Annotated in this window: 14 protein-coding genes; 10 read left to right on the top strand and 4 right to left on the bottom strand. The window is 69.6% G+C overall.

The window, feature by feature from the left end; all coding sequences use genetic code 11:
- Window positions 1-42: 42 nt before the first annotated feature.
- Window positions 43-651, bottom strand: a complete 609-nt coding sequence (epsC, locus tag VZF99_RS00730) for a serine O-acetyltransferase EpsC (RefSeq protein ID WP_067714980.1) — start codon at window positions 649-651, stop codon at window positions 43-45.
- Window positions 651-1,586 (bottom strand): cysteine synthase A, encoded by a 936-nt coding sequence (cysK, locus tag VZF99_RS00735; RefSeq protein ID WP_407335443.1) that lies wholly within the window; start codon window positions 1,584-1,586, stop codon window positions 651-653. Before cysK ends, epsC begins: the two co-directional genes overlap by 1 nt.
- A gap of 173 nt (window positions 1,587-1,759) precedes the next feature.
- Between cysK and VZF99_RS00740 the strand changes: the two genes are divergently transcribed.
- A complete protein-coding gene (locus VZF99_RS00740; RefSeq protein ID WP_407335444.1) occupies window positions 1,760-3,568 on the top strand; it encodes an AMP-dependent synthetase/ligase in 1,809 nt (602 codons plus the stop codon).
- A 61-nt stretch (window positions 3,569-3,629) separates the two neighbouring features.
- Here the strand turns inward: VZF99_RS00740 and VZF99_RS00745 are convergent, their stop codons facing one another.
- Window positions 3,630-5,420, bottom strand: coding sequence for an AMP-dependent synthetase/ligase (locus VZF99_RS00745; protein ID WP_407335445.1), 1,791 nt, complete (start codon window positions 5,418-5,420; stop codon window positions 3,630-3,632).
- A gap of 148 nt (window positions 5,421-5,568) precedes the next feature.
- Between VZF99_RS00745 and VZF99_RS00750 the strand changes: the two genes are divergently transcribed.
- The 7 genes from VZF99_RS00750 to VZF99_RS00780 all read left to right on the top strand — a co-directional run bounded on the left by VZF99_RS00750 (window position 5,569) and on the right by VZF99_RS00780 (window position 14,224).
- Window positions 5,569-6,780, top strand: a complete 1,212-nt coding sequence (locus VZF99_RS00750) for a GAF domain-containing protein (protein WP_407335446.1) — start codon at window positions 5,569-5,571, stop codon at window positions 6,778-6,780.
- A gap of 227 nt (window positions 6,781-7,007) precedes the next feature.
- Window positions 7,008-8,279: an NDMA-dependent methanol dehydrogenase gene (mdo, locus tag VZF99_RS00755; protein WP_067714967.1), complete on the top strand. Its 1,272-nt coding sequence runs from the start codon at window positions 7,008-7,010 to the stop codon at window positions 8,277-8,279.
- Between the two features lie 121 nt (window positions 8,280-8,400).
- Complete coding sequence (locus VZF99_RS00760) at window positions 8,401-9,474, top strand: MadB family AAA-type ATPase (RefSeq protein ID WP_407335447.1); 1,074 nt, start codon at window positions 8,401-8,403, stop codon at window positions 9,472-9,474.
- The gene (locus VZF99_RS00765; protein WP_407335448.1) at window positions 9,471-11,003 is read left to right on the top strand and encodes a VWA domain-containing protein; all 1,533 of its coding nucleotides are present in this window, start codon (window positions 9,471-9,473) and stop codon (window positions 11,001-11,003) included. Before VZF99_RS00760 ends, VZF99_RS00765 begins: the two co-directional genes overlap by 4 nt.
- Window positions 11,004-11,028: 25 nt before the next feature.
- Window positions 11,029-12,192, top strand: a complete 1,164-nt coding sequence (locus VZF99_RS00770; RefSeq protein ID WP_069389263.1) for an iron-containing alcohol dehydrogenase — start codon at window positions 11,029-11,031, stop codon at window positions 12,190-12,192.
- Window positions 12,189-13,556 carry an ATP-binding protein gene (locus VZF99_RS00775; protein ID WP_407335449.1) on the top strand — a complete coding sequence of 456 codons (1,368 nt, stop codon included), beginning with the start codon at window positions 12,189-12,191 and terminating at the stop codon, window positions 13,554-13,556. Before VZF99_RS00770 ends, VZF99_RS00775 begins: the two co-directional genes overlap by 4 nt.
- Before the next feature lie 20 nt (window positions 13,557-13,576).
- Window positions 13,577-14,224: a MadR family response regulator transcription factor gene (locus VZF99_RS00780; RefSeq protein WP_067715131.1), complete on the top strand. Its 648-nt coding sequence runs from the start codon at window positions 13,577-13,579 to the stop codon at window positions 14,222-14,224.
- Window positions 14,225-14,284: 60 nt separating this feature from the next.
- Here VZF99_RS00780 and mftM read toward each other — a convergent pair whose 3' ends face one another.
- Window positions 14,285-15,118 carry a mycofactocin oligosaccharide methyltransferase MftM gene (gene mftM / locus VZF99_RS00785; protein ID WP_407335450.1) on the bottom strand — a complete coding sequence of 278 codons (834 nt, stop codon included), beginning with the start codon at window positions 15,116-15,118 and terminating at the stop codon, window positions 14,285-14,287.
- A 214-nt stretch (window positions 15,119-15,332) separates the two neighbouring features.
- Here mftM and VZF99_RS00790 point away from each other — a divergent pair, with 214 nt between their 5' ends.
- Both VZF99_RS00790 and VZF99_RS00795 read left to right on the top strand, forming a co-directional pair.
- A complete protein-coding gene (locus tag VZF99_RS00790; protein ID WP_407335451.1) occupies window positions 15,333-16,856 on the top strand; it encodes an aldehyde dehydrogenase family protein in 1,524 nt (507 codons plus the stop codon).
- A complete protein-coding gene (locus VZF99_RS00795; RefSeq protein WP_407335452.1) occupies window positions 16,856-17,338 on the top strand; it encodes a DUF779 domain-containing protein in 483 nt (160 codons plus the stop codon). The genes VZF99_RS00790 and VZF99_RS00795 overlap by 1 nt, the downstream gene beginning before the upstream one ends.
- The last annotated feature ends 46 nt before the right edge of the window (window positions 17,339-17,384 follow it).

Here is a 17,384-nt window from a genome sequence, read left to right on the forward strand (position 1 = left end):
TCGGGCGATGCGTGCGGAACGGTCTTCTCGATGGGATCCGCCTCAGATGTAGATGGCCGGATCGATGTAGAACTGCGCGTCGCGCAGTTCTTCCTTGGTGGACCTGGCAGGCCGTGCCTCGCCCGGGATGCCCACGACGATCGAGTCGGCGGGGGCGCTCTTGACGACGACGGCGTTGGCGCCGACCGAGGAGTCGTCACCGATCTCGACGGGGCCCAGGATCTTCGCGCCGGCGCCCACGGTCACGCGGTCGCCCAGGGTGGGATGGCGCTTGGTCTGCTTGAGCGAGACCCCGCCGAGGGTGACGCTGTGGTAGAGCATGCAGTCGTCGCCGATCTCCGCGGTCTCACCGATGACGACGCCCATCCCGTGGTCGATGAAGAACCGCCGGCCGATGGTGGCGCCGGGGTGGATCTCGATCCCCGTGAGGAATCGGGAGAACTGGGACAGGACGCGTCCGGCGGTGCGGCCGGCGCCGCCGGCGTTCCACAGCCGGTGCGAGAGCCGGTGGAACCAGATGGCGTGGAGGCCGGAGTAGACGACGGCGTTCTCGACGTCGCCCCGGGCGGCGGGGTCATGGGCGCGCGCCGCGGCGAGGTCCTCGCGCAGCGTGCGCCAGAACCCCACCGGGCGATCGGACGTCGGCGTCATCAGTCGCGGTAGTCCTCGAACAGCATCGTGGAGACGTAGCGCTCACCGTAGTCGCACACGATGACGACGATGGTCTTGCCGGCGTTCTCGGGGCGCTTGGCGATCTCGAGGGCGGCCCACACGTTGGCGCCGGAGGAGATGCCCGCGAGGATGCCCTCCTCCTTGCCGAGCCGCTTGGCTATCTCCAGCGAGTCCTCGAGGGTCACGTCGGTGACCTCGTCGTAGATCTCGCGGTCGAGGATCTCGGGCACGAAGTTGGCGCCCAGGCCCTGGATCTTGTGCGGTCCGGCCTTGCCCTCGGTCAGCAGCGGCGAGTCCTTGGGCTCGACGGCGACGATGTGCAGGTCCGACTTCTGCGAGCGCAGGTAGCTGCCCGCGCCGGAGATGGTGCCGCCGGTGCCGATGCCGGCCACGAACACGTCGATGTCGCCGTCCGTGTCCTCCCAGATCTCGGGGCCGGTGGTGCGGCGGTGGACGTCCACGTTGGCGGGATTGGCGAACTGGCGCGCCAGGACGGCGTTCTCACGCGTCGCGGCGATCTCCTCGGCCTTGGCCACCGCACCCTTCATGCCCTCGGAGCCCGGCGTGAGGATGAGCTCGGCACCGTAGGCGCGCATCACGGCGCGGCGCTCGACCGACATGGTGTCGGGCATGACGATGACGGCCTTGAAACCGCGGGCCGCCGCGACCATGGACAGCGCGATACCGGTGTTGCCGGACGTGCCCTCGACGATCGTGCCACCGGGCTTGAGGCCGCCCGACGCCACCGCGTCGTCGATGATCGCCGCGCCGATGCGGTCCTTCACGCTCGCGGCCGGGTTGGCGGACTCGAGCTTGGCCAGGACGGTGGCCTGCAGTCCCTCGGTCAGGGAGTTGAGACGGACCAGCGGGGTCTTGCCGATGGTCTCAGAGATGTCGGAGTAGATCTGCGCCATGGTGTGTTCCGTTCTGAAGAATGAACAGGTCTGTCTATTCGCGAGTGTACGCGATAGGTCGAGATGGCACGAGGGTGTGGCAAAGGAATGGTCCCCTGATTGCCACGAGCGCCCGTCGGGCCGATAATCGACTGCGCTCCATTTTCATCGTCGCCCGAAAGGCCGCCTCCGGCATGCGCGAGATCACCGTCCCCGCCCAGCGAAACTTCATACGTTCCGACCTGATCCCGGTGGTGGCGCGAGGGCGCGCCGCCACGGCGCCGCGGGCGGTCCCGTTCGACCATCACGTCGACGGCCGGTGGCGATCCGTCTCCAACGCCGAACTCGTCGAGCGCGTGGACAGGATCGCGGCCGGACTCATCGCGGCCGGCGTCGAGCCCGGGGACAGGGTGGCGCTCATGGCCGGAACCCGCCTCGAATGGGTGCTGGTCGATCTCGCCGTCTGGACCGCCGGAGCCATCACCGTGCCGATCTACCCGTCATCCTCGGCGGGGCAACTCGAATGGATTCTCGCCGACTCCGCGGCGAAGGTTCTCGTGGCCGAGAACGATGAACACGTCGTCGTCGTCGGAGACACGACCGTCCCCGACACCTGCACCCGGATCCTCTACCTCGACGACGGCGGGCTCGAGGCCCTCGAGGCCGACGGCGAGTCCGTCGAGGCCGAGACCCTGGACGCCGCGGTGGCCACTCTCGAGCTCGACACCCCCGCCTCGATCATCTACACCTCCGGCACCACCGGACGGCCCAAAGGTTGCGTGATCACCCACCGCAACCTCCTGTCGGAGTGTCACGCGCTGCTCGACCACCCCATCGGGTCGATGGCGCAGCAGGGCAAGAAGGTCCTGATGTTCCTGCCACTGGCCCACGTGCTCGCCCGCGCCGTGACCTACACGGTCTACCTCGGTGACGCGACCGTCGGCTTCTGGGACGACACCTCCACCATCCTCCCGCGCTTCGCCGATTTCCGGCCGCACATGATTCTCGGGGTACCCCGCGTCTTCGAGAAGGTGCGCGACGGGATCGCCACGAAGGCCGCCGCCAAGGGCGCGGTTCAGAGGCGGATCTTCGAGCGCGCCGAAGCGGTCGCCATCGAGGACAGCCGTCTGCGCGGCAACGACGGACTGGACGACGCGCGCCGGCCCTCGCTCCTGCACGCCGCCCGGTACAAGGCTCTCGACCTGCTCGTGTACAGGGCCATCCGCGCGGCGCTCGGCGGTCGCTGTGAGTACGCCATCTCCGGCGGAGGCGCCCTGCCTGACCGCATCTCGCACTTCTTCCGCGGAGCCGGCGTGCCCGTCTACGAGGGCTACGGGCTCACCGAGAGCACCGCCGCCGCGACCGTGAACGGCCCCGGTTGCCAGCGCATCGGCACCGTCGGGCGACCCGTGGCCGGGACGAGCGTCCGGATCGCCGACAGTGGTGAGGTGGAACTGGCCGGCGAGCTGATCTTCGACCGCTACTGGAACAACGAGGAGGCGACCGCCGAGGCCGTCCGCGACGGCTGGTTCGCCACCGGTGACCTCGGCTCGCTCGACGCGGACGGCTACCTGACGATCACCGGTCGCGCAAAGGAGATCATCGTCACCGCTGGCGGTAAGAACGTCTCGCCGGGGCAGATCGAGGACGCGATCCGGGCGCATCGACTCGTCGGCCACGCGGTCCTCATCGGTGAGGCCCGTAAGTTCGTCTCCGCGCTGATCACGGTGGACGAGGTCGAGCTCGAGAACTGGGCGGAAGAGAACGATCACGGCGGCCGGCCGGCCGAGGACCTGGTCACCGACCCCGCGCTACGCGCCGAGATCCAGGCCGCCGTTGACGATGCCAATCGGCAGGTCTCGCACGCCGAGGGCGTCAAGAAGTTCGTCGTACTGCCCCGCGACTTCACTGAGGACTCGGGCGAGTTGACGGCGACCCTCAAGGTCAAGCGGCACGTGGTCGCGGAGCACTACGCCGGGCAGATCGAGGGCATGTACGCCTGATCGGGCGGATGTGGGAGCGCCCGGACCCCGTCCGGGCCCGGGCGCTCTCACGATCGGTGGATCAGGCGTCGGTGTACAGCGACTCGATCTCGCTGCCGAAGCGGTCGTGCACGATGTTGCGCTTGAGCTTGAGCGTCGGGGTGAGCTCGCCGCTCTCCACCGTGAACTCGGCCGCGAGGATCTTGAACTTGCGGATGGACTCCGCGCGGGAGACCGACTTGTTGGCCCGGTCCACGGCGTCCTGGATCGCGCCCACCAGGTCGCCGTCCCGGAGCAGGTCCTCCACCTCGCCGGTCTTGCCGTGCTTGTCGCGCCACGCCGGGAAAGTCTCCTGGTCGATGGTGACCAGCGCCGCGATGTAGTTGCGGTTGTCGCCCACGACGACGGCCTGGCTGATCAGGGGGTCGGAGGTGAGCAGGTCCTCGATCTGCGACGGCGAGACGTTCTTGCCGCCGGCAGTGACGATAAGGTCCTTCTTGCGGCCCGTGATGGACAGGTAGCCGTCGGAGTCCAGCTCGCCGATGTCACCGGTGTGGTACCACTCGCCGGTCCAGGAGTCCTCGTTGGCCTGCGGATTCTGCCAGTAGCCCTTGAACAGGGTCTTGGCCTTCGCCAGGACCTCGCCGTCATCGGCGATCTGGATGGTCACACCCGGGATCGGGCGACCGACGGTGCCGATCTTGGCCCGGTTGGTCGGGTTGACGGTGAGCACGCCCGAGGACTCGGTCAGGCCGTAGCCCTCGAGCAGGTCGAAGCCGGCGCCGCGGAAGAAGTGGCCCAGGCGGGCGCCCAGCGGCCCACCGCCCGAGATGATGCGGTCGCATTCGCCGCCCAGGGCGTCGTGCAGCTTCGAGTACACGAGCTTCGAGTAGAGCTTCTGCTTGACCTTCAGCGCGGCCGACGGCCGACCGCCGTTCTCGAGGGCCTTGGAGTAGTCGATGGCCGTCTGGACGGCGGCCTTGAAGATCTTGGCCTTCGCGCCACCGGCGTTCTCTGCCTTTGCCGCGGCGGAGTTGTAGACCTTCTCCAGCACGCGCGGCACCGACACCAGGAAGGTGGGGTGGATCTCGCCGAGGCGCTCGATGACCTTGGTGGTGTCCGGCTCGTGCGCCACGGTGACGCGCTTGTAGAAGCAGGCCACCTCCAGGATGCGGGCGAGGACGTGGGCCAGCGGCAGGAAGATCAGGGTGCGGCTGTTGGGTACGAACGCGTCCTGGAGCTGCTCCTCCACGGCCACCACGACGCCGCCGAACCCGCCGTGCAGGATCTCGCAGCCCTTGGGATTGCCGGTCGTGCCGGAGGTGTAGATGATCGCGCAGGGGTCCTCGTGGCCCATCGCCAGCGAGGCCTGCTCGAGCTCCTCGTCGGTGACGGCCGCGCCGGCCTCGGTGAGCTGGGCGACGAGATCGTTCTCGATGACGAGGATGTCGCCCTGCCACTCGGTCTCCGCGGTGAGCACCCCACGCAGGTCGAGGTCCTCGACCACCGCGACGGTCGCCCCGGAGTCCGTGAGGATCCAGTTGCACTGGGCCGACGACGAGGTCTCGTAGATCGGCACCGTCACCGCGCCGACGGACCAGGCCGCCCAGGCGATCAGCGACCACTCGTAGCGGGTGTGGCTCATGATCGCGAGGCGGTCGCCCGGCTTGACGCCGCGGGCGATGAGGCCCTTGGCCACGCCCTTGACCTCCTCCAGGTACTGGGCGCAGGTGACCTCTTTCCAGTCGCTTCCGACGCGGCGCAGCACGGCGACGTCGTTCGGGGCCTCCTCCGCGTTCTTGAACACCAGTCTGGCCAGGTTCGGGACGGGGAAGGGCTTCGAGGCGGGAGGGGTGGCGAACTCGGTCGTCATCGCGATCCTTAGGTCATGTGGCCTGTATCACTGTCAAGTGTAGAGGGTTGCTCGCCATCCGTGTTCAGCACGGTCTATTTAGATCCGTTCATGAGGGGCGCTTCAGGTTCGTGATCCTCGTTACTGTGATATGGGTTACACTAGCGTCATGTTCGGGGGTACGGGACCCGCGGCGAGCCTGCTGGTGGCCGAGTCGTGGGAGCGCAGCAGGCACCGGGGGATCGACCCCACGGTGGTCGCGCCGTCGGTCGAACTGGAGGGTCCGGACCTCTCCCGCCACGTGGCGCAGCACCGGATGGCGTCGGTCCTCCCGGTGGTCGAGTCCGTCCTCGTCCCGGGGGTGGTCTCCAGCGGGCACATCGTCGCTGTCGCGGACGAGCGGGGACGACTGCTGCGGGTGATCGGTGACCGCGGGGTCAGGTCCCGCGCGGAGTCCATGGCGTTCATCCCCGGCGCGGTCTGGACGGACGAGGCGGTCGGGGCCAACGCGCCGGGGCTCGCGCTGAGGCACGACACCGAGGTGCGGGTCCGCGGATCCGAGCACTATCTTGAGATGGCCCACGAATGGAGTTGTGCGGCGGCACCGGTCCACGATCCCGCCACGGGTGAACTGATCGGGCTCATCGACGTCACCGGCCCGAGCAGCGCCACCTCGGACCAGATGCTCGCGCTGATACGGGCGACGGTGATGCTCGCCGAGGGCGAGCTGCGCACGGCCGCCGGCCTCGTCGTCCCCCGGCGAGGCGGGGTCGACCACCCCCTCGGAGGGCGTATGAGGCTGCGGGTGCTCGGTGCGGGGGCCGGCGTCCTCGACGGGGACGGCCCGGGAGGCGCGGGGCGTGCCCTGACCGGCAGGCATGCCGAGATCTGTGTCCTGCTCGACGCGAATCCGGAGGGGTTGACGGGAGGGGCGCTCGCGGAACTGCTCGCCGACGACAGGCTCGACGAGGTCAGCGTCCGCGCCGAGGTCTCCCGCCTCCGGCGGGTGTTCGGGCCGGATGTGGTGGCCTCGAGGCCCTACCGCCTGGCCCCGGGTGCTCTGGTCACCGACGTCCGAGAGGTCACGGACGCACTCGATTCCGGGGACGTGATGAAGGCGGTGGCCTCCTATCCGGGACCTATCCTGCCGGCCTCGGACGCTCCCGGGGTGGCCGACCTGCGGCTCGAGCTCCACTCGATGGTGCGGGCCGCGGTCCTGTCCGCTGATCGGCTCCCCGTCCTCAGGGCCTGGGTCGCCGGCGCCGGGCGGGAGGACCTCGCCGCGTGGCGGAGCCTGGCCCGGTCCCGGTACGCGGACGCTTCCACCGTCGCGGCGGCCGAGGCGCGGTGTCGCGTCCTCGATCAGCGCTTCGGGGCGTGAGGGGCGCGGGGATCGCGACGGCGACGGTGGCCTGAATGTCGGGGACGAATCGGCCCGGGCCCGTCCGTTCGGGTAGGTGCGGCGGTGCCATCCGGGTTGTCCGTGTGTGCCGGGTGGACAGAACACCGCAGTAGCTGTTCCGGACAGGGCGGCCGCCGGGCAAGAGTGATCGGTGTCACATTCACCGACCCGCCGAAGGTGGGGGTCGCTCGAGCAGGAGGCGCACGATGGCGATCGAACTGAATCAGATCTGGGACATGCCGATCAAGGAGTTCCACCCTCTCCCCAAGGCTCTGCTGGGTGTCGGAGCACACGACATCCTCGGCGTGGAGGCCAAGAAGCTGGGGATGACCCGGGTTCTCATCATGACCACCGGACTACGCGGGTCGGGGATCATCGAGGAGCTCAAGGGCAAGATCGAGTATCAGGGGCTCGACGTCGTGGTCTTCGACAAGGTCGAGTCCAACCCGAAGGACTACAACGTCATGGACGCCGCGGCCCTCTACAACTCGGAGAAGTGCGACGGCATCATCTCGGTGGGCGGTGGCTCCAGCCACGACGCCGCCAAGGGCGCGCGCGTGGTGATCGCCCACGACGGCCGCGACATCAACGAGTTCCAGGGCTTCTCCAAGTCCACCAACTTCGAGAACCCGCCGCACATCGCGGTGTCCACCACTGCGGGGACCGGTGCGGAGACCTCGTGGGCCTACGTGATCACCGACACCTCGGACATGGACCACCCGCACAAGTGGGTCGCGTTCGACGACGCCAGCCTGGTCTCGCTGGCGATGGACGACCCGCTCCTCTACTACTCCTGCCCCCAGCACTTCACCGCCTACTGCGGCTTCGACGTCCTCGCGCACTGTTCGGAGCCGTACGTCTCGCGGCTCGACTTCGCCCCGTCGCTGGGCAATGCGTTGTACGCGACCAAACTCGTGGCGGACAACCTCACGACGGCCGTGTACGACCCCCGCAACCTCGAGGCGCGGACCGGGATGATGAACGCGCAGTACATCGCGACGCAGGCGTTCAACTCGGGCGGCCTGGGCATGATCCACTCGATGTCCCACGCGATCAGCGCCTACTACGACACGCACCACGGTCTGAACAACGCGATCGCCCTGCCCCGGGTGTGGGAGTACAACCTGCCGTCCCGCTACCAGCGCTACGCCGAACTCGCGCCGCAGATGGGCGTGGACACCCGCAACATGACGACCGTCCAGGCCGCCGACGCCGCGGTGGAGGCCGCCATCCGGTTGTCCAAGGACGTCGGTATCCCCGACAACTTCAGTCAGATCACGCCCGGGCTGTACGAGAAGAACCAGATGGACACGGGCAAGTACAAGGGCAAGGGCGACAGGATCGATACCTCGGCGGAGAACATCCGCAGGATCGCCGAACACATGATGGGGGACGCGTGCACCCCGGGTAACCCGCGTGAGTCCACGGTCGAGTCACTGATCCCGATGGTCGAACACGCGATGACCGGTTCGTACTGACCGTCTCGCACCGGCAGGTCGCACTAACCCCACCAGGTCCTCCCCGGGGGCGGGCGAGCGGATCCGTCCCGCGCGCCCCCCGGGGGGACACCACCATCCAGAACACGGGAAGGGCCCGACCATGGACGTCATCGACGATCGCCCCGACGAGGTGGGTCCCGCGGACGCGGTGATCGACGTGGAGGTCCTGCAGGAGGCGCTCCGCGGGACGGGCTACATCATCGACCGGGAACTCGCGACGGTCGTGCACCTGGCGACGGTCCTCGACAGGCCGCTGCTGCTGGAGGGGCCGGCCGGTGTGGGCAAGACCGAGCTGGCCAAGTCGCTCGCCTCCGCGTTCGGTCGGCGGCTAGTCCGGCTGCAGTGCTACGAGGGACTCGACGACGCCCGGGCACTGTACGAGTGGGACTACGCCAAGCAGTTGCTCCACGTCCAGATGCTCCGGGATCGGATCACGGTGGAACTGCAGGTGCACGAGGATCTCGCCGACGCCTCTGCCGCGCTGGCGGAGATGGAGGTGGGGATCCACGGTGAGGACTTCCTGGTCACTCGGCCGCTGCTCGAGGCGATCATGTCCGAGGACCCGGTGGTCCTGCTCATCGACGAGATCGACCGGACGGAGGAGTCGCTCGAGGCGATGCTGCTCGAGGTGCTCGCGGAGAAACAGGTGACGATCCCGGAGCTCGGCACCTACCGCGCACGCACCACCCCCTGGGTGATCCTCACCTCGAACGACACCCGGGAGCTGTCGAGTGCCCTCAAGCGCCGGTGCCTGCACTTCCACGTGGACTTCCCGGACGCCGCACGGGAGACGGAGATCGTCCGATCCCGCGCACCGGAGGTTCCGGAGACCGTGGCGGCCGATGTGGTGGAGAAGGCGCGGCGACTGCGCGAGATGCCGCTGCGCAAGCCTCCGTCGATCTCCGAGGTGGTGGACGCGGCCCGCGCCGCGTCGGTGTGGGGAGGAGACGGTCCGGAGCTCGGCTGGGTCCTGTCCGCCGCCCTTCTGAAGTACCGGTCCGACGACGATGTCGCCCGCGGCGTGCTCGGCGGTGGGGGCGCCCCCGGAGAGGAGCCGGCAGGGAACGGGCGGGACATGAGGGCGGCCGCCGATGCGACCGGGGCGTCGACCTCCGCCGCGTTCGGGGCCGGTCGGGCCCGCAGCGGGGCCGGGCGCGGGACCGGACGGCGATGACGACCGGGACGGCGTCCCGCCTCTCGCCCTCGGATGTCCTTGACATCGCCTCCGTGGCGTTCGGCCGACTCCTCAGGGAGCGCGAGGTGGCGGTCTCCCCGGCCGAGGTGGTGGAGCTGCGGACAGTCCTCGCGATGGTCGGGACGTCCCGGCCCGAGGCCCTGCGGGCGGCGCTCCGTGCGGTGACGGTCAAGTACCAGCGGGAGAACCGGGGATTCGACGCGGTGTTCGACCGCTTCTTCCTGGGCGTGCTGACCACCCGTACCGAGGACGCCGGAGGGGCCCACGGCGGCGCCCCGCAGGTGGGCGGACTGCCCGACGAACTGGAGCTGGACACGGACGAGTCCTCGCCCTCCACCCCGTCGGACCTGGACCCGGCCGAGATCGGGGATCTGGTCGAGGGAGACGAGACGAGCCGGCGGAACGAGGACATGCACTACGACGACTCAGACTTCTCGACCGCGACCGGGGAGGAGGAGTTCGCGGTCCAGGAGGGGGCGGAGCGGTGGCAGTCCTCGGTCACCTACGAGATCGAGGTGGACCGCGCGTCATCGGACCATGTCGGCGAGATGGGGTCCTCCGCGATCTCGGTGTCCGGTGAGGAGTCGTTGGAATGGGCGGACGCGCTCGACGTCCTGCGGACCCTCGACGGCTACGACGCCCGTCAGGTGTATGCGGCGCACGGTGACGACGGCGGGGATCTGAGAGGCGAGCAGGCGGGGATGTTCGTCGACGCGGTGGTCGCGTTCCTGAAGAGCCTCCCGGAGGACGCCACCGACGGACGTGTCGACGACGACGAGGTCCGCGGTGGCCGGGAGGTGACCGACAGCGCCGACCTCGAACGCGCGTCTCACGAGGTGATGCGCCGCATCCGTGGCGCCCCCCGCCGACGATCGCGACCGTTCGCCCGCGGACTGCTCGATTCTCGCTCCACGTTGCGTCGGGCGTGGGGGACGGACGGCGAGGCGTTCACCATCATGAACCGGACCCGCGTCCCCGGTCCGCTCAAGCTGCTGATCCTGGTCGACGTGTCGCTCTCGGTCCGGCCCGTCACCGGCTTCGTCCTGCGGCTGGCCCAGAGCCTGCACCAGAAGGTCAACCGGTGTTCGGTCGTCGCCTTTGTCGACCGACCCGTCGACGTGACGGACCACCTCCTGTCGTCGTCCGGCGAGAACGCGCTGGTGACCGTCCTGTCCGCACCCGGACTGGATCTCGAGGCGAGCAGCGACTACGGCCGGATGTTCGCCGAGCTGCTCGACCGCCACGGCGACCTGATCGACGCCCGGACCTCGGTCCTCATCGTGGGTGACGGGCGGAGCAACGGGCTCGATCCGCGGGAGGACCTGGTGGGCCGCATCAGCAGGCGGGCCCACCGGATGGCGTGGATCACCCCGGAGGCCCGGAGGTACTGGAACCGGCCCACGTGCGGACTGAGCGCGTATGCGCGATACCTGGACGGGGTGGTGACCGCGCGTGACCCCGCGGAACTGTCCGAACGGGCAGGTCTGCTGGGAAGCTCGCTCGCCTGAGATGCCCCGGGCCTATCGTGAGGTCATGTCGTCGGAAGGCCGGGTGGCGAAGTTCCACGCGCCGGAGATCCTCTTCGGCTTCGGAGCCCTGCCCGAGGCCGCGACCGCCGCCATGGGACTGGGCGCACGTCGCCCCCTCGTCGTCACCGATCCGTGGCTCGAACTCACCCCGTGGCCGGGCACGGTCGTCGAGGGGCTGAGGGCACAGGGTGCCGAGCCGGTCGTGTGGTCCGACGTCCGCCCCAACCCGCGCGCGTCCCAGATCCTCGAGGGCGCGCAGACCTATCACTCCTCGGGGTGCGACGTGATCGTGGCGGTGGGCGGCGGCTCGGTGATCGACGCCGCCAAGGGGGTCGCGCTCGTCGTCTCCAACGGCGGGCACGTCCTCGAGTACGAGGGGGTCGACCGTGTCCGGCTGCCGCTGCCCCCGGTGGTGGCCGTGCCGACGACGGCGGGCAGTGGGGCCGACGTCTCGCAGTTCTGCGTGGTCAACGACTCGGACCGCCGGACCAAGGTGACCATCGTGAGTCGGTCGCTGGTGCCGGACGTGACGGTCATCGACCCGAGTACCCATGCGACCGTCCCCGAGGACGTGGGGGCGGCGACCGCGATCGACGTGCTCTCGCACGGGGTGGAGGCGTACTTCTCGCGCGCGGCGGGCCCGCTGACGGACTCCCACGCCCTGCGGTCCGTGGAGCTGTGCGCGCGGTCGCTCGACAGGCTCGCGGCCGGCGAGAGGCTCAGTCACGTGCAGCTGGAGGACATGGCGCTGGCGTCGCTCGAGGCGGGGATGGCGTTCAGCAACGCCGTGCTGGGGGCGGTCCACGCAATGAGCCACCCGGTGGGCGGGCGGTACGACTCGTCCCACGGGCAGATCAACGGGGTCCTGCTGTCCCATGTCGTCCGACACAACGGGGTGGTGATGCCTCCGGACCGCATGGCCGGCCTGGCGCGCGCGGCCGGCGTCACCGTCGGTTCCCGGGGCGGCCAGGTGACGGACCGGGTCGCGGACCGCTTCCGGGACCTCTCCGCGTCGGTCGGGATCCCGTCGGGACTCTCGCTCCTGGGAGTCCGGGGCGAGGACATCCCGACGTTGGCCGCGCACGCGCTCGACGATCTCTGCATGGCCACGAATCCGCGTCCCGTCACCCTCGAGGACGTCGAACGGCTCTATCGGGAGGCGTCATGACCGAGGGGCCCACGGACCTGGACTCACTCCTCGGCCTGCGGTCGGTCAAGAGAAGTTTCTTCGACCAGTACCGTGCGGCCGAATCGCGGCTGCGACGGTCCATGCACGCACTCGATCGCGTCTCCGGGGCGCTGGTGCGGACCGCCGAGGGGCCCGAGGAGTTGATGCTGTCCGTCCTCAGGGTCGCGTACGACCAGCTCGACGCCCAGTGGGCGCTGGTGGCCCTCCGGGACGGTCAGCTCCCGTCCGTCGAACCACGGCACGTCCTCCTGGACCCCGAGGGGCGCTTCGTGGCGTTCGAGGGGCGGGATCTCGCGCCGGTGCCGGACGGTCTGCCCAAGGGTGTGGTCAACGTCCTGCTCGCGGTGCTTCGGGGCGGCCGCTCCGCCGAGGTGGCCGAGGCCGGCGGCCCCGACGCGGTGACCGTGCCGCTGATCCTGCACGGCGGGGTGATCGGCGGGCTGGCGTCGTGGCGCCACCCCGGGAGACCGGCCGATGACATCGACACCGTGGTCCTGCGGATCCTCGCCGCGCAGGCGGCCGTGGCCCTGCACAACTCCGTCCTGTTCCGGGACAAGGAGACGCTGCTCGCGCGGGCGGAGGAGGCGTACGAGGAGGCCCGGGGGCACGTGGTGGAGCTGTCCCGGCGGAACTCCGAACTCGAGATCGCCCACCGGGAGCTCGACGCCGCGCATCGCCAGCGGATCCTCGACGTGGAACGGTCGCGGATGGCCCGGGAACTCCACGACAGCGTGTCCCAGCTCGTCCTCGGCGCGGGGATGCATCTCCAACTCGGCCTCGACGCGGTGGGACGGGCCGAGCAGCAGCGGCCGCTGCTCGAGAAGGCGGTGCATCTGACCGACCAGGCCGTCGAACAGTTGCGGTCCGTGATCTACGCCCTCCGCACGATCGACGACGGTGACGGGAGCCTGAGTCGGCTGATCGAGGATCTCTGCCGTCTCCACGTCCCGTCGAGCATGTCCACCGAGGTCAGGCTCCTCGGCAGCGAGTTCCCCACGACCCACGAGATCGAGCACGAGTTGCTCCGGATCGCCGGTGAGGCGCTCGCGAACGCCGCGAGACACTCGCGGGGGAACGGAGTGGTGGTGACTGTGGACTTCAGCGACGAGGCCGTGGGTCTGACCGTGGAGGACGACGGCGAGGGCCGGCCGGAGGACCTGCGCCACCTGCTCGAAGCGGCCCGGACCGGGTCCCCCGACGAGCGCCACGGGCTGGTCAACATGAGGGAGAGGGCGGAACTGGTGGGGGGCGTGATGAGCATCGCGGAGTCCGAGCTGGGCGGGGTGGCGATCACGGTGGTGGCGCCCCGCGTCGACGGTGCGGACCGGCGGCCGGTCCGATGACCCCGTCGGCGGCCGGCCCCATGACCCCACCGGCGACGATCCGCACCGTCCTGGTGGACGATCACGCGGTCCTCCGAGAAGGGCTGCGGCTGATGCTGCAGCGGGAACCCGATATCGAGGTGGTCGGGGAGGCGTCGACCGCGGACTCGGCGCTGGAGGTCATCACCTCGACCCGCCCGGACGTCGCGGTGATCGACCTCAAACTAGGGAGCGGCTCCGAACTCGACGGGCTGCGGGTCTGTGCAGCGGTCCGGGACCTGTTCCCCGACGTCGCCCCGCTGGTGCTCACCACCTTCCTCGACAAGGCGATAGTCGTGCGTGCGGTCCGGGCCGGAGCACGTGGGTACGTGGTCAAGAACGTGGATGTCACCGAGCTGGTGACCGCCGTCCGGTCGGTGTCGGCGGGGCAGAGCGCCTTCGACACCCGGACCGCGTCGATGGTGCTCGACGCTCTCAAGGGCGGGGGCTCGGCGTCCGAGGCCCTGTCGGCCCGGGAGATCGAGGTCCTGACGCTGCTGGCGGAGGGGATGTCGAACAAGGAGATCGGTCAGGCCCTGTTCATCTCGGCCACCACCGCCAAGTTCCACATCAGCAACATCCTGCGCAAACTCAAGGTCTCCCGGCGTGCCGAGGCGGTGTACGTGGCCAGTCGGCAGGGGTTGCTCTGACCGGCGACGGGCGGGGGTGGGAGGCGAGCGGGGCTGGAGAAGAGCGGGTGGCGGGAGGGCTCACGTGTCCACCACGAGCCATCCCCCGTGGTGTTCGTCGACCTTCGTCCGGATACCGGCCGACCGGCCGTGTCCGACCGTCGCGATCCGGGCGGCCAGGCTCGTCAGTGTGGGGATGTCGAAGGTCCGGACATGCCCGTACTGTGCCACCGCCACCGCCTCGAAGGGGACGGCGATCACCAGGCGGCGTCGCGCCAGACGGAGGGCTTCGCGGACCACGTCCCAGCCGGCGTCCTCGTCGAGGTGCTCGAGGACGTGGACGAGGTAGACGGTGTCCGCGGTGTCCGTCGCCAAGGGGGTCGTCCGCGCGTCGAGACAGACGGGGGTCGGCAGGATGTCACCGGCCGGTGCGCAGGTCCGGAGCAGCTTGAGGACGGTGGGGTCCAGATCTGCCGCGATGGTCCCGGCCCCCTCCCGTGAGAGCCGCAGGGACAGGAACCCGAAGCAACACCCGATCTCCAGCGCCGAGTCGCCGACCAACTCCGCCACCGCCCGGTCGTGGACCGGGGAGAACGGACAGTGGCCGTTTGTCAGTGCTGCGATCGAGGACCGGTAGTAGTCGGACCAGCACTCCTGCCAGCTCCCGTCCCGGGAGGTCACGAGCGCGGTCACGGCCCGGTGGAACTCGTCCACGGTGTGGAGGACCCCGGTGTCGAGTAGGTCGCGGGACATGGCCGGGATCACCGCCTCGCTCACCTCGTCGTGGCTGAGGTCGTGCCCGATCCGTACCCGATGGGCGTCGGCCACGACGGTGAACGCCCCGAAGCGTCGGCCCGGTCCGCCCCGGATCGCGGAAATCTCTCGGGTCGCCCCGGGTCTCGCGGTGGTCTCCATGGGGGCTGACGGTAGGGCGGTCGGGACGTCCGCGGCGAGGGGATGCGGTGGATTCCGGCAGGTCGAACGGGTGGGGGCCTGTCCGGTCGGGCAGTGCCCGCACGGAGTCGGACGGAATCGTCCGTCGTGCAACGTTGCTGCAACCCTGCCGCAATTAGTGTCCTACATCACAGCGACGACCACGGGGGTCGCGCGGAGGAGAAGGAGGGGCACGATGCCCGTTTTCGCACAGCCCGGCGCCGATGGTTCGGTGATGTCCTACGAGAGCCGCTACGAGCACTACATCGGCGGCGAGTGGGTGGCACCCGTCAAGGGCGAGTACTTCGAGAACGTCACCCCGATCACCGGTCAGGTCTTCTGCGAGGTCGGCCGCGGCACCTCCGAGGATATCGAGGCGGCCCTGGACGCCGCGTGGGCCGCTGCGCCGGCGTGGGGCGCGAGCTCCGCCACGGAGCGGTCGCTGGTCCTGCTCCGGATCGCCGATCGCATGGAGGAGCACCTCGAGAAGATCGCGCTCGCCGAGTCGTGGGACAACGGCAAGGCGATCCGCGAGTGCCTGGCTGCCGACATCCCGCTGGCGATCGACCACTTCCGCTACTTCGCCGGCGCGATCCGCGCCCAGGAGGGCGGCATCTCCGAGATCAACGGGGACACCGTCGCCTATCACTTCCAGGAGCCGCTCGGCGTGGTCGGCCAGATCATCCCGTGGAACTTCCCGATCCTCATGGCGGTCTGGAAGCTGGCCCCGGCCCTGGCCGCCGGCAACTGCGTGGTGCTCAAGCCGGCGGAGCAGACCCCGGCATCGATCCTGTTCCTCATGTCCGTCATCGGCGACCTGCTGCCGCCGGGCGTAATCAACGTGGTCAACGGCTTCGGCACCGAGGCCGGCAAGCCGCTCGCGTCCAACCCGCGCATCCGCAAGGTGGCCTTCACCGGCGAGACCACCACGGGCCGGCTGATCATGCAGTACGCGTCCGAGAACCTCATCCCGGTGACCCTCGAGCTCGGCGGCAAGAGCCCCAACATCTTCTTCGAGGACGTCATGGACGCCGACGACGACTTCCGTCAGTCCGCGCTCGAGGGCTTCGCGATGTTCGGCCTCAACCAGGGCGAGGTGTGTACGTGTCCCTCGCGCGCGCTGGTGCAGAAGTCGATCATCGATGACTTCACCGACCTCGCGATCGAGCGGGTCAGGCAGATCAAGACCGGAAATCCGCTCGACACCGAGACGATGATGGGCGCCCAGGCCTCGACCGACCAGCTCGAGAAGATCCTGTCCTACATCGACATCGGCAAGCAGGAGGGCGCCGACGTGCTCACCGGCGGCGGCCGCGCCGAGCTCGAGGGCGATCTCGCCGGCGGCTTCTACGTGGAGCCGACGGTCTTCCGCGGCCACAACAAGATGCGCCTGTTCCAGGAGGAGATCTTCGGCCCGGTGCTCTCCCTGAGCTCGTTCACCGACTTCGACGACGCCATGATGATCGCCAACGACACACTCTACGGTCTCGGCGCCGGCGTGTGGTCGCGCAACGGCACCACCGCCTACCGGGCCGGCCGCACCATCCAGGCCGGCCGGGTGTGGACCAACACCTATCACCAGTACCCGGCCCACGCGGCGTTCGGCGGCTACAAGCAGTCCGGCATCGGGCGCGAGAACCACCGGATGATGCTCGACCACTACCAGCAGACCAAGTGCCTGCTCGTGGGCTACTCGGGCAAGCCGCAGGGCTTCTTCTGATGGACGACGTGTGCGGGTTGCCCTCGGGCGGGAGCGTGCGCATCGCCGCGCGGGCGCTCCCCCCGGAGGGCGCGCCCGCCGACCTACCGCCGCGCCTCGTGGCGACCGAGCCGGCCGTCGAGCTCATCCGCGAGCTCGTCGACCGGCACGGCCCGGTGATGTTCCACCAGTCCGGCGGGTGCTGCGACGGCTCGGCGCCCATGTGCTACCCCGACGGCGAGTTCCGCGTGGGGCAGCGCGACGTGTTGGTGGGGGAGCTGGACCTGGCACCCGGGGTCCGCGTGTGGATCTCGGGCTCCCAGTTCGAGACGTGGAAGCACACGCAGTTGGTGCTGGACGCGATCCCGGGACGGGGCTCGGGGTTCAGCCTCGAGAACCCCACCGGCAAGCGGTTCCTGTCCAGGGCCCGAACGTTCGACACCGCCGAGCTCGCCGCACTCGAGGAGTTCCCGCCGAGGCTGGGCTCGGAGCCGGAGGAGTAACCCGATCCGGCGCGGATCAGCGGGGTTTCGGCGGTAGAGTCCGACC

The sequence above is a fragment of the Dietzia kunjamensis genome, assembly GCF_045689975.1.
Classification (GTDB): domain Bacteria; phylum Actinomycetota; class Actinomycetes; order Mycobacteriales; family Mycobacteriaceae; genus Dietzia; species Dietzia kunjamensis.